The sequence below is a fragment of the Kineosporiaceae bacterium genome, from assembly GCA_016713225.1.
Lineage (GTDB): Bacteria > Actinomycetota > Actinomycetes > Actinomycetales > Kineosporiaceae > JADJPO01.
Genome location: JADJPO010000005.1, coordinates 235,265 through 249,228 on the forward strand (window position 1 = coordinate 235,265; position 13,964 = coordinate 249,228).

At 70.8% G+C, this 13,964-nt stretch carries 14 protein-coding genes; 7 read left to right on the plus strand and 7 right to left on the minus strand.

The window, feature by feature from the left end; translation table 11 throughout:
* Window positions 1-20: 20 nt before the first annotated feature.
* The gene (locus IPK24_19945) at window positions 21-761 is read left to right on the plus strand and encodes a hypothetical protein (GenBank protein MBK8077764.1); all 741 of its coding nucleotides are present in this window, start codon (window positions 21-23) and stop codon (window positions 759-761) included.
* Window positions 762-853: 92 nt separating this feature from the next.
* On the opposite strand, the gene gabT is transcribed toward IPK24_19945, so the two are convergent.
* Complete coding sequence (gene gabT / locus IPK24_19950; protein MBK8077765.1) at window positions 854-2,209, minus strand: 4-aminobutyrate--2-oxoglutarate transaminase; 1,356 nt, start codon at window positions 2,207-2,209, stop codon at window positions 854-856.
* A 130-nt stretch (window positions 2,210-2,339) separates the two neighbouring features.
* Here gabT and IPK24_19955 point away from each other — a divergent pair, with 130 nt between their 5' ends.
* The 3 genes from IPK24_19955 to IPK24_19965 are packed head-to-tail and all read left to right on the plus strand — an operon-like array spanning window position 2,340 to window position 4,645.
* Window positions 2,340-2,996, plus strand: coding sequence for a maleylpyruvate isomerase family mycothiol-dependent enzyme (locus IPK24_19955; GenBank protein ID MBK8077766.1), 657 nt, complete (start codon window positions 2,340-2,342; stop codon window positions 2,994-2,996).
* 24 nt (window positions 2,997-3,020) lie between these two features.
* Window positions 3,021-3,434: a rhodanese-like domain-containing protein gene (locus IPK24_19960; protein MBK8077767.1), complete on the plus strand. Its 414-nt coding sequence runs from the start codon at window positions 3,021-3,023 to the stop codon at window positions 3,432-3,434.
* Window positions 3,431-4,645 (plus strand): O-succinylhomoserine sulfhydrylase, encoded by a 1,215-nt coding sequence (locus IPK24_19965; protein ID MBK8077768.1) that lies wholly within the window; start codon window positions 3,431-3,433, stop codon window positions 4,643-4,645. The genes IPK24_19960 and IPK24_19965 overlap by 4 nt, the downstream gene beginning before the upstream one ends.
* Window positions 4,646-4,824: 179 nt before the next feature.
* On the opposite strand, the gene IPK24_19970 is transcribed toward IPK24_19965, so the two are convergent.
* From IPK24_19970 to IPK24_19990, 5 genes are read right to left on the minus strand one after another with little or no spacing between them, the layout of a single operon-like run.
* Window positions 4,825-5,769 carry a hypothetical protein gene (locus IPK24_19970; protein MBK8077769.1) on the minus strand — a complete coding sequence of 315 codons (945 nt, stop codon included), beginning with the start codon at window positions 5,767-5,769 and terminating at the stop codon, window positions 4,825-4,827.
* On the minus strand, window positions 5,766-6,878 hold the full coding sequence (locus IPK24_19975) for an alpha/beta hydrolase (GenBank protein ID MBK8077770.1): 1,113 nt from the start codon (window positions 6,876-6,878) through the stop codon (window positions 5,766-5,768). The genes IPK24_19970 and IPK24_19975 overlap by 4 nt, the downstream gene beginning before the upstream one ends.
* A 52-nt stretch (window positions 6,879-6,930) precedes the next feature.
* The gene (locus IPK24_19980; protein MBK8077771.1) at window positions 6,931-7,350 is read right to left on the minus strand and encodes a DUF2089 domain-containing protein; all 420 of its coding nucleotides are present in this window, start codon (window positions 7,348-7,350) and stop codon (window positions 6,931-6,933) included.
* Window positions 7,347-8,255 (minus strand): hypothetical protein, encoded by a 909-nt coding sequence (locus tag IPK24_19985; GenBank protein MBK8077772.1) that lies wholly within the window; start codon window positions 8,253-8,255, stop codon window positions 7,347-7,349. Before IPK24_19985 ends, IPK24_19980 begins: the two co-directional genes overlap by 4 nt.
* Window positions 8,256-8,300: 45 nt before the next feature.
* Window positions 8,301-9,767 carry an aspartate aminotransferase family protein gene (locus IPK24_19990; protein ID MBK8077773.1) on the minus strand — a complete coding sequence of 489 codons (1,467 nt, stop codon included), beginning with the start codon at window positions 9,765-9,767 and terminating at the stop codon, window positions 8,301-8,303.
* A gap of 120 nt (window positions 9,768-9,887) precedes the next feature.
* Here IPK24_19990 and IPK24_19995 point away from each other — a divergent pair, with 120 nt between their 5' ends.
* Window positions 9,888-11,132 (plus strand): matrilysin family metalloendoprotease, encoded by a 1,245-nt coding sequence (locus tag IPK24_19995; protein MBK8077774.1) that lies wholly within the window; start codon window positions 9,888-9,890, stop codon window positions 11,130-11,132.
* Window positions 11,133-11,403: 271 nt separating this feature from the next.
* On the opposite strand, the gene IPK24_20000 is transcribed toward IPK24_19995, so the two are convergent.
* Window positions 11,404-12,180 carry a peroxide stress protein YaaA gene (locus IPK24_20000; protein MBK8077775.1) on the minus strand — a complete coding sequence of 259 codons (777 nt, stop codon included), beginning with the start codon at window positions 12,178-12,180 and terminating at the stop codon, window positions 11,404-11,406.
* 80 nt (window positions 12,181-12,260) lie between these two features.
* Between IPK24_20000 and IPK24_20005 the strand changes: the two genes are divergently transcribed.
* Entirely contained in the window at window positions 12,261-12,749 is a 489-nt protein-coding gene (locus tag IPK24_20005; GenBank protein MBK8077776.1) for a cation:proton antiporter regulatory subunit, read from the plus strand.
* Between the two features lie 16 nt (window positions 12,750-12,765).
* Window positions 12,766-13,956 carry a cation:proton antiporter gene (locus IPK24_20010; protein MBK8077777.1) on the plus strand — a complete coding sequence of 397 codons (1,191 nt, stop codon included), beginning with the start codon at window positions 12,766-12,768 and terminating at the stop codon, window positions 13,954-13,956.
* The last annotated feature ends 8 nt before the right edge of the window (window positions 13,957-13,964 follow it).

A 13,964-nucleotide genomic window follows, 5' to 3' on the forward strand; every position in this document is an offset into this window, starting at 1 on the left:
CCACTAGTGTGAGCCGGGTGGTGACTGCCGTTCCTCAGGATCAATGGCGTCTGCTCGACGTCCAAGCCCACGACACCCGGCTGGCGCAGATCGCGCATCGACGGATGTCGTTGCCCGAGAACGCCGAGCTCGCGGCGCTGGCCGAACGGGCGCGAACCCATGGCGACCGGCTGGTCGCTGCCCGAACCCTGGTCGAGGACATCACCCGCGAGCTGGCCAAGGCCGAGTCGGACGTCGAACAGGTGCGTCAGCGGGCTGCTCGAGATCAGGCGCGCCTCGACTCGGGTCAGGGCAGTCCCAAGGACCTGCAGGCCCTGCAGCACGAGGTGGCCAGTCTCGCAGCGCGTCAGACGGCGCTGGAGGATGTCGAGCTCGAGGTCATGGAGCGGCTCGAGCAGGCCAGTGCTGAACTGGACCAGCTGAAGGCCGAGGTCGACCAGTTGGACGCCGAGACCGCTGAGGTCACGCGGCGCCGCGACGGTGTGCTGGCCACTCTGGACGACGAGGCCGCCGCCGAGCAGCGCTCCCGGGACGACGCCGTGGCCGGTCTGCCGGCCGACCTGATCGCGCTCTACGAGAAGATCCGCGTCAACAACGGCGGGGTCGGTGCGGCACGGATCTACCAGCGCCGGTGCGAGGGCTGCCGGCTCGAGCTCAACAACACCGACCTCGGCCGGCTCCGTGACGCTGCGGAGAACGCCGTGATCCGTTGCGAGGAGTGCGGTCGGATCCAGGTCCGCACCGCCGACTCCGGCCTCTGACCGGCCCAGCGGCCGGTCCACCGAGCAGCCACCGACCGGACCACCGACCGGACCACCGCCCACCCCGGGTTCGGGGCGGGCGGGGGGCTGGGTCAGCCGGCGACGGCCTCGGCCAGGACGTCGAGGCCTTCGGTGAGCAGGTGCTCGGGGATGACCAGCGGCGGCAGGAAACGCAGCACGTTGCCGTAGGTGCCACAGGTCAGCGTGACCACGCCCGCCTGGTGGCAGGCAGCGCTGATCCGGGCGGCCTCGGCGGCGTCCGGGATGGTGGTGCCGGGCTGCACGATCTCGATGGCGATCATCGCGCCGCGGCCGCGGACCTCACCGATCTTCGGGTGCGCGGCGGCCAGCTGCTGCAACCGGGGAACCATGATCGACTCGATCCGCTGTGCCGCAGCGACCAGGTCCTGGCTCTCGATGATGTCGATGGCGGCGAGGCCGGCGGCGCAGGCCACCGGGTTGCCGCCGTAGGTGCCGCCCAGGCCGCCGCCGTGCACGGAGTCCATGATGTCGGCGCGTCCGGTGACGGCGGCCAGCGGCAGGCCACCCGCGATGCCCTTGGCCGTGGTCATCAGGTCGGGCACCACGCCCTCGTGATCGACGGCGAACATGGCGCCGGTGCGGGCGAAGCCGGTCTGCACCTCGTCGGCGATGAACAGCACGCCGTTCTCGGTGCACCAGGCCGAGACCGCGGCCAGGAAGCCCGGCGCCGGAACGATGAAGCCCCCCTCACCCGAGATCGGCTCGATGATGACTGCGGCGGTACGGTTCACCCCGATCTGCTTGTCGATCGCCGAGATCGCGCGAGCGGCGGCCTCCTCACCGGTCATCGGCGTGGGCTCGCGGAACGGGTAGCTCAGCGGCACGCGGTAGATCTCGCCCGCGAAGGGGCCGAAGCCGTCCTTGTAGGGCATGTTCTTGGCGGTCATCGCCATCGTGAGGTTGGTGCGGCCGTGGTAGGCGTGGTCGAACACGACGATCGCGTCGCGGCCGGTGAACCGTCGGGCGATCTTGACGGCGTTCTCGACTGCCTCGGCGCCGGAGTTGAACAGGGCCGAGCGCTTCTCGTGGCTGCCGGGGGAGAGCCGGTTGAGCGCCTCACACACCTGCACGTACGGCTCGTAGGGGGTCACCATGAAGCAGGTGTGGGTCAGCTCCGCGACCTGGGCGGCAACCCGGCGGGCCACCTCGGGGGCGGCGTTACCGACGTTCGTGACCGCGATGCCCGAGCCGAAGTCGATCAGCTGGTTGCCATCGGCGTCGACCAGGATGCCGCCGCCGGCGCGCTCGACGTAGATCGGCAACATGGTGCCGATACCGGCCGAGACCGCGGCCAACTTGCGGGCGTGGATCGCCTGCGAGGCCGGGCCGGGGATCGCGGTGACCAGGCGGCGCTTCTGCTCGACGGCCGTCTCGGTGGCGAGGCTGTGGTCGAGGGTCTCGGTCATGTCTGCTCCAGTGCGGTATAGGTGGGCTGTATCGAGCGTACCTGGCGGAATCGAAAGCAACAGGACTGATTGTCGACTGGATCCGTCGTTCACGGCCAGGTCGCGAGAGGGGTGATTAGGGTGACCGGCCATGGACGTGTGGGCTGAGATCACCGATGAACGGGTGCGTCTGGCAGACCTGCTGGACGGGCTCGACGAGTTCGAGTGGGCCACGGCCAGTCTGTGCTCTGGCTGGACGGTACGCGACATGGCCGGGCACCTCGTGATGCCGCTCGCCACGCCTCACCCGATCCCACGCTTCCTGGTCGACATGATCAGGGCCAGGGGCAGCTTCGACCGGGTGAATCGGATGGCCACCGCGCGGTTCGCCGTCCGGCCGACGACCGAACTGGTCGACCTGTTGCGCCGGCATGCCGGCAGTCACTTCGTGGCCCCGACCATGCCGCCGACCGCCTCGCTCGCCGAGATCCTGGTGCACGGGCAGGACATTCGGGTTCCGCTCGGGGTCGATGATGCCGGCCCGGTCCAGCGCTGGACGGCGGCGCTCGGCTTCCTGCTCACCCCCGCCGCCCGGCGCGGCTTCGTCGGCGGGCGGCTGCCGGCGTTGCGCTGGCTGGCCACCGACGCCGAGTGGTCGGGCCTGTCCGGCAGCGACGGCGCCGCCCCCGAGGGATTGGTGAGCGGCCCGGCGTCCGCGGTCGGTCTGGCGATCATGGGGCGGCGCGCTCGGCTGGGGGAGCTGTCGGGGGACGGCGTGCCGGTGCTCACCCGGTGGCTCGATCGCTGAGCTCACCTCTGACAGGATTTCGTCATGACGTATGCCGGTGATCTGAGCCCCGAAGAGACCTTCAGCCTGTTGAGAGATGAGTCCGACGCCGTCCTGGTGGACGTGCGAACGGCGGCCGAGTGGGCCTACGTCGGGTTGCCGGACCTGTCCGCGCTGGGTCGTGACGTGCTCCGGATCGAGTGGGTGCGCTACCCGGACGGCGCCCGCAACGAGGCCTTCGTCGCCGAGCTCGCCGCCGCGGGGGTGCCGCACCAGGCGCCGGTGGCGTTCCTGTGCCGTTCAGGGGTGCGCTCCAAGGGGGCGGCCGCTGCGGCGACGGCCGCCGGCTACGCCCGGGCCTACAACATCGTCGACGGCTTCGAGGGCCAGTTGGACGCCGCCGGGCACCGTGGTGTCGGTGGCTGGAAGTCGGCGGGCCTGCCCTGGCGCCAGTCGTGACACCCGGCGGCCCCGTCACGGGCCGCGGCTCGGCCGATCAGGAACGCTGGCGGCCCGAGACGGTCGCCGTCCGGGGCGGGTTGCAGCGCTCGAATCATGCCGAGACCGCCGAGGCGATCTTCCTGACCCAGGGGTACGTGTACGACGACGCCGAGCAGGCCGAGGCGGCGTTCGCGGGCGACGTCGACCACTACATGTACTCCCGGTACGGCAACCCGACGGTCGGCATCTTCGAGGAGCGGCTGCGCCTGCTCGAACAGGCGCCGGCCTGCTTCGCCACCGCGACCGGCATGTCGGCGGTGTTCACCTCGCTGATGGCGTTCCTGAACGCCGGCGACCGGGTGGTGGCGGCCCGGGCGCTGTTCGGCTCGTGCTTCATGATCCTGGACGAGTTGCTGCCGCGCTGGGGCATCAGGTGCGAGTTCGTCGACGGACACGACCTGGCGCAGTGGGAGCGTGCACTGGCCACCCCGGCGCAGGCGGTGTTCTTCGAGTCGCCGTCCAATCCGATGCAGGACCTGGTGGATGTCGCCGCGGTCTGCGAGCTGGCGCACGCCGCCGGGGCGAAGGTCGTGGTGGACAACGTCTTCGCCACGCCGCTGCTGCAACGACCGATGACGCTCGGCGCCGACATCGTCGTGTACTCGGCGACCAAGCACATCGACGGTCAGGGGCGGGTGCTGGGCGGGGCGATCCTCGGCCCGAAGGAGTACATCGACGGTGGCGTGCAGACCCTGATGCGCCACACCGGGCCGTCGATGAGCCCGTTCAACGCCTGGGTGCTGCTCAAGGGACTCGAGACCATGCGGCTTCGGGTCGACGCGCAATGTGGTGCAGCGCAGCGGATCGCCGAACATCTCGAGGCGCACTCTCGGATCCGTTCGGTGCGCTACCCGTTCCTGGCGAGCCACCCGCAGCACGAGCTGGCTCGACGCCAGATGAGCGCCGGTGGCACCGTGGTCACCTTCGAGGTGGACGGCGGCAAGGACGGCGCGTTCGCGTTCGTCAACGCCCTACGGGTGATCGACCTCTCGAACAACCTCGGGGACGCCAAGTCGTTGGCCACCCACCCGGCCACCACGACGCATCGGCGCCTCGGGGCGCAGGGCCGGGCCGCCGCCGGCATCACCGACGGTGTGGTGCGGATCTCGGTGGGGCTGGAGGCCGTCGAGGACCTGCTCGAGGACATCGATCAGGCTCTGGGGGCCTGACCGGCGTTCTGCCCGTTGGTCACACCCACTCTCAGGCTCCTTGTCACGCCCTTGCCGTCGCCGACCCATGATCACGTTGAAGATCACGTTGCGTGGAATCGTCAGTTTCGAGCGTACGAAGTCCTCAATGTGATCTTCCGTCATGCACGAATCCCTCAACGTGATCTTCAACGTGATCGTCAACGTGATGGGTCGGCCTCGCCCAGGGCCAAGGGCTCGCTCTCGTCCACCCAGGACCAGCCGCCCCAGCCGTCGGGATCGGCGGGGGTCAGCGCCAGGTCGGCGTTGAGCCGGTCGAGGTCCTGATCGGGCAGCCCCGCGAGCAGGACGTCGTCCTGCCAGAGCCAGGCGATCCGTAGGGGGGCTCCGGCAGCCCGCAATGCCCGGGCGATCTCGACGTGCAGCACGGTGCTCAGGTACTTCGCGACGCCGAGATAGTCCAGGTGCAGCGGCCTGCCGGCCACGGTGAGGTCGAGTTGGTTGCGCAGGACATCGGACTCGTCACCGACGAACGCCTGCCGGATCCGGTCGACCACCACCGGCACGGCCCCGCCCGCGAGCTCGGCGAGATCGGCCACCTGCGCTGCCAGGTAGTCGTCCCACTGCTCGACATGGTTCTCGTGCTGGGCGAGGTTGGCTGCGTAACGGGTGGCGTCGACGTCCGGGTACCAGTAGTTCACCTCGCCCAGGCATCGCAGGACGTCGTCGACCGTGACGGGTTCACCGCGATCGGCCACCGCCGGGTAGAGAAATCGTGCCTCGGGTGCCTTCGGCGACAGGATCCCGGCGCGGCTGAGCACGGCGACCAGACGATCGACTTCTGCCTCGCCCTCCGGCGACAGACCGGGGAACGGAGGGATCGGCCCCGGCCGCCGCTGCGCCGGCTCGGCCTGCAGATCCCGTTGCACCTCGGCCGGGCGTTCGGCCCGTGGCCGTGGCCGTGGCCGCCACGGGGAGCGCCAGCCGGCACGGATGGCGATCATCGCGGCCAGGCTCGCCAGTCCGACCCCGAGGGTCAGCCAGCCGATGCCGGGGGAGTCCAAGGCCACCAGAGCGAGGCCGGCCGCGATGAAGAAGGCCACCCCCCACCAGGCGGAGCGCTCGGAGCGGGGACCGACGCTCACTCGCCGGCTCGGGCGATGAATCCGCCGACCACGTCGCACCAGCGATCCTGCGCGTCGTAGAGCGGTCCGTGTCCGGAGCCCTCGAACATCTCCAGCTGCACGCTGCCACCGGCCTGCTGGTAGGCGGTGAGCACGTCACGGATCTGGGTGACCATCGGCTGCGGCGGGTACACCTCGGCGCCAGGCCAGCCCGGGATCACGCCTATCGCCCCGAGCGCGCCGAGTTCGAGGGCGGAGTTGTCCGAGACGATCAGATCGGCGGTGCCCTGGGTCCACAGGATCGGCGGCTTGGGGTCGAGGTCGAGGACGCCGGTCCAGTTGGCGTACTTGGGCGACAGGGCGTTGAGCATGCCGGTGGTGCCGGGCGCGAACCCGGGCCAGCTCGCGGACGCCGCCGGGTCGCCGGGATAGGTGCCCTCGCCGATGCTGGTCATCAGGATCTCCTCGACCAACAGGTCCTCGCGCTCGGGTGGCAGCCGGAAGTCGGGCCGCCAGTACAGCCCGTTGATGACGTTGCGGATGCTGAACGGGGAGTCGGCCGTGGCATCGCCGTCCCGCAACCGTTGCACCAGTTCGGGATTGGCGCCGGCGGCCCCGGTACCGGCGAAGTCGGGGTGGCACGGCGTGCCGTCGCGGTGCACGCCGCCGTAGCCGTAGGGCGAGACCGGGCAGACATAGGTCAGCGACGCCACGGACGGCGTGCCGTCCGGGAGCCTGCCGTGCTCCATCGCGTAGTGGCTGATCGCCAGGCCGCCCGCCGACCAGCCGACCAGGTGCACCGGCTCGGTGACACCGATCGCGACCAACAGCGCGTGGATGTCGTCCGACCAGTCGCGCAGCCCCCGAGTGGCATCGACCGGCAGCTTGTCGGTGCGCCCGAAGCCGCGCATGTCGGGGGCGATCAGCCGCAGCGGGCGCGCGCCGTCCGGCCGAGCGGCGGCGGTCACCTCGGCGAGCTGCGCCATGACGTGCTCGTAGAACCGTCCGGTGCTCAGGTTGCCCTGCACCAGCACGACCGGCTCGCCGTCGCTGGGGCCGTACTCGAGCCAGTGCATCGCGAGCCGGTCGGTTGGGGTGGTGTGGGCGCTCACGCCGGGCAGGAGATCCATGGCCGCATCCTGGCCGAAGTCGGCGTCCGGCGGGAGGGGGAATGGTCGAGGTTCAGGACCCGGGATCGACCAGGCGGCGGGCGGCCTCGACGTCCAGGTCACCGGCAGCCAGGGCATGCAGGGCCGCCAGGCGGGGGTCGGGGATCTCGGGTGCGGGGGGCGGTGCGGGCGGCGTGGGGGGCTCGCCGGCGGGCTGCAGGCCGAGTCGGCGCAGCAGGTCGTCGAACCGGGCGCGAGCGGTGGGGTAGCTCACCCCCAGGTGGCGTTCGACGTCCTTCATGTTGCCCCGGGAGGTGAGGAACACGCGCAGCAGGGCGCGATCCTCGTCCGCCAGCCCACAGAACTCGCAGGCGCGGAACGAGCCCGACAGGGCGGTGCCGCACTGCGGGCAACCGAGCCGGGTGACGTGCAGCTGCTCGCTGCACACCGGGCAGTCACGCGGGGCGCTGTAGTGCACCTCGTGGGGGCTCATGCGTCGTCCCGAGTCAGCATGACCGAACTCATCACGGCGTCGATGGTCAAGGTGCCGCGCCCGGCGCCGATCACTGCCTCGGTGACATCGGGGTCGACCAGGCCACCCTTGGACACCGCGGTCGGCAGCACCACCTTGCCCAGCCGGTTGCGGGCCGTGATGCGGACATCGCTGCCGGCCCCGAGCAGCAACTTGACCGAGGAGGACTCACAGGCGATCTTCGAGGTGCCCGTGGGGGCGGCGAAGCCCTTGACCGAGGACGACAGGACGTCGAGATCGAGCGGGCCGCGGACGCGTTCCAGTTTGAGTGCCGCGGCGATGACCCGCAGCTTCGCCCCACCCTCGATGCCGCTGATCTTGACACTGGCGCCGGCGGCGTCCAGTTCGACCGGCAGCTCGGGGTTGACCCGGACGACGAGCCGTTGCTCGGTCCACGACTTGGCCCACGCCAGGCCGCGGGGCAGGTCGGCGAAGGTGAAACTGGCCTGTCCCCTCGTGCCGGGCTCACCGGCCTCGCCCAGGTGGAAGGGGCTGTCCATGCTCTCGACGACCAGCGTGGTGCCCTCGCGGCGCACGGTGTGCTGACCGGTGACCGCGATCTGGGCCACCGTGGGGTCGGCGACGATGTCGACCGGTCGGTAGGAGGCGTTGACCCGCACCGCGGTGACCGACTCGGTGAGTGAGGCGTCGATCGAGTCTGCGGTGCCCCAGACGGGCGGGGTGTCGGGCTCGGGCTCTGGTGTCTCGCGCGGCAGGGACGGCTCAGCCGGCGCCTTCGGCTCGGAGGCCGGCGCTGACGTGACGGAGGCCGGCGCGGCGGGCGTGGCGGCGTCCAGCAGGGGGAGGGCTTGTTCCGGTGTGAGCTCACCGGCTGCGACCTGTCGAAGGATCTCCTCGGTGTTCATGTGTCAAAAACTAAAACGATCCTTTACAGATCGCAAGGCGAAGCGTCACTTTTGGGAAGCCAGACGCAGCTCAGCCCAGAGGGCCGCGACGTCAGCGCGTTCGGTGGGCTCCGCGCCGATCGAGATCCGCACCATCCAGTGGCCGTCCAGCATGGCCGGGCTGACGAAGGCCCGGCCGGAGGCGTTGATCGCCTCGGCCCAGGCCAGCGTGTGCACGTCCAGGGCCGCGCCGTCCAGGATCGCGCCGTCGTCGGCCACCGTGCCGGCAGGCTCGTGACGCAGGCACACGGTCTGCAGGCTGACCGGCGCGAGCACCCGCCAGCCCGGCTCGGCCTGCACCTGCTCGGCCAGCCAGGCCGCGTTGGCCAGGTCGCGCCGCAACCGGGCGCGGATCGCCTCCACACCGTCCAGTCGCAGGTGGAACCACAGCTTGAGTGCCCGGAAGCGCCGCCCGAGCGGGATGCCCCAGTCCTTGTACTGCGGGACGCCGGCTGCCGCGAGGGCCTCGTCGGCGCCCGAGCGCAGGTAGCTGGGATTGGTCGACATGACCCGTTCGAGATGGTCGGTGTCGCGGACGTAGAGCAGCGAGCAGTCCAGGATCGTGCCCAGCCATTTGTGCGGGTTCCACGACAGCGAATCGGCCGCCTCGACACCGGTGGCCATGCCTCGGCACTCGGGCAGCAACAACGCCGAGCCGGCCATGGCGGCGTCCACGTGCAGCCACGGGCGAGGGGTCTGGCCCAGGCCGTCGAGCACCTCGACGATCTCGGCGACCGGGTCGATGGCCGTGGTGCCGGTGGTGCCGACCGCGGCCACCACGGCAGCCGGACGGCGTCCCGCGGCGATGTCGTCCGCGATGGCGGCGGCCAGCGCCACCGGGTTCATCGCGTAGGTGCGCGGGTCGACCGGGACATGACGCAGGTTGTCGGCACCGAAGCCGGCCAGCAGGGCGGCCTTGGCGACCGAGGAATGCGCGTGCGGGGAGGTGTAGACCACCAACGGAGCGGGTTCTGCCTGCAATCCGCCGCGCTGTTCGCCGTACTCGGTGGCTCGTTCGCGCGCTGCGAGCATCGCGACGAGGCAGGCGGTCGAGGCGGTGTCGTGAATCGCGCCGCGCCAGCCGTCGTCCAGGCCGGTCTCGACCCGCAGCCACTCGGTGACCACGAGCTCGACCTCGGTCAGCGCGGGGGCTGATTGCCAGGTGATGCCGAGCGCGCCGAGACCGGACGAGGCGATGTCGCCGAGCACCGATGCCAGAGCGGCGTTGGAGGGGAACCAGCCGTAGAAGTTCGGGTGCTGGGTCTGGGTGATGCCCGGGACGACGATGCGCTCGAGGTCGCTCAGCACGTCCTCGAACGACTGAGGGGTGGCGGGAGCCGTCGCCGGGAGTGCGGCGGCGATCTCGCCGGGTGCCACGGTGGCTCGCACCGGCAGCTCGGGAACACGCGTGCGGTGGTCGGCGATCCAGTCGATCAGGGCGTGGCCGGCGGCGCGGAACTCCTCGGGCGTCATGACTCCCACTGTCTCGCACTGTCTCGCACTGTCTCGCACAGCTATGGAGGTATCTGACGGTGGGTCAGCGGGCTCTGTCGTTTGTCTGCTTTCGTGCTGTATCGACCTGTGAGGCCCGTCATGTCGAACCCGACCACCGCCACCATCGACCTCGAAGCTGCCCAGAAGTACTTGGCGCAGTACGGATATCTCGCCACGCCGACCAATGGGGTCAACGGGGCACTGCCCCAGGCCACCTCTCGCGTCATCGACACCCGTCCCACCTTCACCGCCGGCAATCTGGACGACGGCACCGTCGCCGCGCTGCGCCGGTTCCAGCAGATGGCGCACGTTCCCGTCACCGGAGAACTGGACGCTGCCACCGCCGAGGCGATGGCTCGGCCACGCTGTGGCAACAGCGACATCGTCGGCTTCGTCGCCTCCGGTGGGCGTTGGCAGAACCGCAACCTGACCTACGCCTTCGCCGAACTGACCACCGATGTGAACGCCGCACAGATCCGCCAGGCCGTGCACCAGGCGTTCAGCACCTGGGCCGGGTGGACCGGCCTGAGCTTCCGGGAGGGGCCGGCGGCCTCGGCCGAGATCATCCTGCGCTTCGTGGCGGGTGACCACGGCGACGGGTTCCCGTTCGATGGTGGCAGTGGCGTTCTGGCGCATGCGTTCTTCCCCGGGGTGCCACCAGCGGCGCCGACGGCGATCCAGGGTGACACCCACTTCGACGACGCCGAGACCTGGACCATCGCCGTGCCGCCCGGGGCCAGCCAGTTCGATCTGACCACGGTGGCCATTCACGAGTTCGGTCACGCGCTCGGGCTGCAGCACTCGCCCGTGGCCGGTGCGGTGATGGAGGCCTTCTACGGCGGACCACGCCGCGTGTTGCACAGTGACGACGTCAATGGCATCACCAGCGTCTACGGCGGCTACACCATCGCCGAGGCGTCGTGGGTGCACGGCACCTCGGTGCAGGTCGAGGTGCCCGATGGACTCGAGCTGGTGCGGCGGATGGGGTTCTTCACCCGGATCGTCGGCAAGCCGAACACCACCAACTGGCTGCACTTCGCGATCCCGACACCCGTCATCCAGAACGGCACCCGGCGCACCTTCGGGCCGTGCATGCTCCGCTTCGCCACCGGTGGGCCGGCCGCGATGGTGCGTGACGTGCACCTGTACGACGGCGAGGTGCGGGTTGTTGCGCACGACGGCGTGAACCTGTCCGGCTCGCAGCCGTTCACCCGGTTCGGCGTGGCGCACGCGCCGAAGATCCTGTGGGGGATCGGCATCTCGATCGGGGTCAGCTTCGGCGCCGGCAGCGCGGCGGCCCGCACCATCGACCTGATCTCGGCCGGGTGCGACGTCCAGCCGTGATCGCCCGGTGATCGCCGTGTCATCCCCTTCCCCTTGACCCGCCCCCTTCCCCTTGACTCGCCCCCGGGCGACCCATCCCGTCCATGATCACCGTTTGATCGCGGTTTCCCACCGCTGAACCGGAGCGAACTGCGATCTAACGGTGATCATGGGCGGGTGGTGGTCGGGGTCGGGGTCGGGGGTTGGGTCGAGGTCGAGGTCGAGGTCGGGCTCGGGTCGGGTGTGGTGGCCAAGGTCGGGTCGGGGTCGGGCCGTTGTCCGGGCGGGCGGCTCAGTGGGCCAGGACGTCCAGCGACCAGCCACGCCCCGGACGGGTCGGCGCCACCGGCTCGACGTCCCAGCGTTCGCCCAGGGCGGCGGCCAGGTCGGGCACGGTGCGGGCCTCGATTCCGTGCACCAGGATGTCGCGGGCGATGAGTCCCCGGGTGTGCTTGGCCAGATGGCTCACCACGGTGCGTCCCTGCGGTCCGTCGCGCCAGACCCGCACCGCCGCAGTCCGTTCCGCGGCCTCGCCGCGCGGCGTCCAGGCCTTGGCGTACGCCTCGGAGCGGCAGTCGAGGATCACCCCGCTGCTCGCCGCCACGGCGTCCAGTACCGGCCCGAGGTGGGGTTGCCATGCGGTGTGCAGCGGCCCGAGCCCCGGCATGCGGACGTTCATCGACAACCGGTACGGCGGCACGGCGTCCGCGGGTCGCAACGCACCCCACAGCGCCGAGATCACCAGCAGCCGGGACGCCGCGCGCCGCTTGGCGCCGACCGGCAGTGAGGCCCAGTCGAGGGCCGCGTAGAGCACCCCGGTGTACAGCGTGGACGCCGCCCGCGCCGGCACCTCGCTCAGCCGGGTGTTGCGCTGCACCTCCTCGGCCAGCGAGGCACCCACCCCGAGGACGGCGAGCGCGTCGTCCCGCGCGCTGATCGTCGCCAACCGCTCGAGCATCGCCGCGCGGGCCGTCGTCAGCTCGGGGAAGGACAACGAGGCCAACTCGACCGGCCGACCGCGGCGCGCGGGGGCGGCCTTGCCCTCGGAAGGCGGCAAGAGAATCAGCACGAGTGCTGAGGGTAGGCCCTACATCCCCGCGCCGCCGCAGTCGCCATGAGCGAGGATGGCCGCGGAGGTGGGGTGCACCCATGGATGTCAGCGAGACGCTACTGCCCGGAGTGGGGATCAAGTACGAGTTCACCACGCGCACCGGGACCCGAGTGGGGATGGTCGCCCGGCGGGACGGGCGGATCGACCTCATGGTCTACGGTCCGGACGATGCGGACGCCTGCACCAACCTCATGACCCTGACGGCGGCCGAGGCCGAGACTCTGGCCGAGCTGCTCGGCGGCCCACGGATCGCGGCGAGATTCGCCGACCTGACCCGTGAGATCCCTGGTCTGAGCGCCGCCGAGGTCGTGGTGCGCGCCGGCTCACGGTTCGACGGTCGACTGCTGGGCGAGACGCGTGCCCGGACCCTGACGGGTGCCTCGATCGTCGCGTTGGTGCGCGGTTCGTCGGTGCTCGCCTCGCCAGGGCCGGACGAGCGGCTGGGCGGAGGCGACGTCCTCGTCGTCGTCGGCACCGATGACGGCATCGCCGGGGTGCGCGAGATCCTCGCCCGCCCTGCGCCCTGATCGGCGGCGTCGGCTGATGCACGTCGACCCGGCGTTCTTCGTCGAGATCGGGATCCTGCTGCTCATCCTCGGAGCGGCCGGTGCGCTGGCATGGCGCATCGGGCTGTCCCCGGTGCCGCTGTTCCTCCTCGCCGGTCTGGCTGTGGGTGAAGGTGGCCTGTTCCCCGCGCCCTCGGCCGCCGAGTTCCTGGAGTTCTCCGCGGGGATCGGCGTCGTCCTGTTGATGCTCACCCTGGGGCTGGAGTTCTCCTCTGCGGAGTTCGCCCAGTCGGTGCGTCGGCACGCACCGAGCGGGGTGGTCGATCTGGTGCTCAACGCGACTCCCGGAGCGCTGACCGGAATCCTGCTGGGACTGCCGCTCGCGGGGACGGTGGCCCTGGCCGGCATCACCTGGATCTCCTCCTCGGGCATCGTGGCTCGATCCTTGGTCGACTTGGGCCGGCTCGGCTTTCGCGAGACCCCCTCGGTGTTGTCGGTGCTCGTGCTCGAGGACATCGCCATGGCGGTCTACCTGCCGATCCTGGCGGTGCTGCTGGTCGGTGGCAGTGCGACGTCCGGAGCCCTCGGGGTGGGCATCTCGCTGGTGTCGGTGGTCACGATCCTGGTGCTCTCACGCCGAGCCGGCCCCCACCTCGAGCGGCTGCTCACGCACGACTCCGACGAACAGGTCATGCTGCGCACGCTGGGGCTCACCCTGGTGGTCGCCGGGCTGGCCGAGCGGGTGGGCATCTCCGCGGCGGTCGGCGCCTTCCTGGTGGGCATGGCGATTCCGACGGCAACCGCTGAGGCAGCCCGCCGGGTGCTCGACCCGTTGCGCGACCTCTTCGCGGCGGCGTTCTTCCTGTCGTTCGGCTACACCACCGACCCCGCCGACCTGCCAGGCGTGCTGCTCGTGGCGCTCGCGCTGGCCGTGGTGACGGCGCTGACCAAGATCATGACTGGTTGGTATGCCGCCGGGCGTGACGGTGTCGGACCGCGTGGACGGTGGCGGGCCGGCCTGATCCTGGTGGCCCGGGGTGAGTTCTCGCTGGTCATCGCCGGGCTCGCCGCCACGGCTGGGATTCCCGAGGTCGGTCGATTGGCTGCCGCTTATGTGCTCATCCTCGCGGTGAGCGGCCCGGTCCTGGCGCGGCTGTCCGGTCAGCGGCGCGATGCCCCGCGGCCTGCCAGAGCCCCCCAACTGGCCCAGGGCACCGCTCAGGCGTGAGCCGCCGC

Coding starts and splice junctions, on each gene's coding strand:
- IPK24_19980 (MBK8077771.1), bottom strand. CDS start 7,350: ATGAGCCCCCACGAGGTGCACTACAGCGCCCCGCGTGACTGCCCGGTG.
- IPK24_19985 (MBK8077772.1), bottom strand. CDS start 8,255: ATGAACACCGAGGAGATCCTTCGACAGGTCGCAGCCGGTGAGCTCACA.
- gabT (MBK8077765.1), bottom strand. CDS start 2,209: ATGACCGAGACCCTCGACCACAGCCTCGCCACCGAGACGGCCGTCGAG.
- IPK24_20005 (MBK8077776.1), top strand. CDS start 12,261: ATGGATGTCAGCGAGACGCTACTGCCCGGAGTGGGGATCAAGTACGAG.
- IPK24_20010 (MBK8077777.1), top strand. CDS start 12,766: ATGCACGTCGACCCGGCGTTCTTCGTCGAGATCGGGATCCTGCTGCTC.
- IPK24_19990 (MBK8077773.1), bottom strand. CDS start 9,767: ATGACGCCCGAGGAGTTCCGCGCCGCCGGCCACGCCCTGATCGACTGG.
- IPK24_19975 (MBK8077770.1), bottom strand. CDS start 6,878: ATGGATCTCCTGCCCGGCGTGAGCGCCCACACCACCCCAACCGACCGG.
- IPK24_19995 (MBK8077774.1), top strand. CDS start 9,888: ATGTCGAACCCGACCACCGCCACCATCGACCTCGAAGCTGCCCAGAAG.
- IPK24_19960 (MBK8077767.1), top strand. CDS start 3,021: ATGACGTATGCCGGTGATCTGAGCCCCGAAGAGACCTTCAGCCTGTTG.
- IPK24_19955 (MBK8077766.1), top strand. CDS start 2,340: ATGGACGTGTGGGCTGAGATCACCGATGAACGGGTGCGTCTGGCAGAC.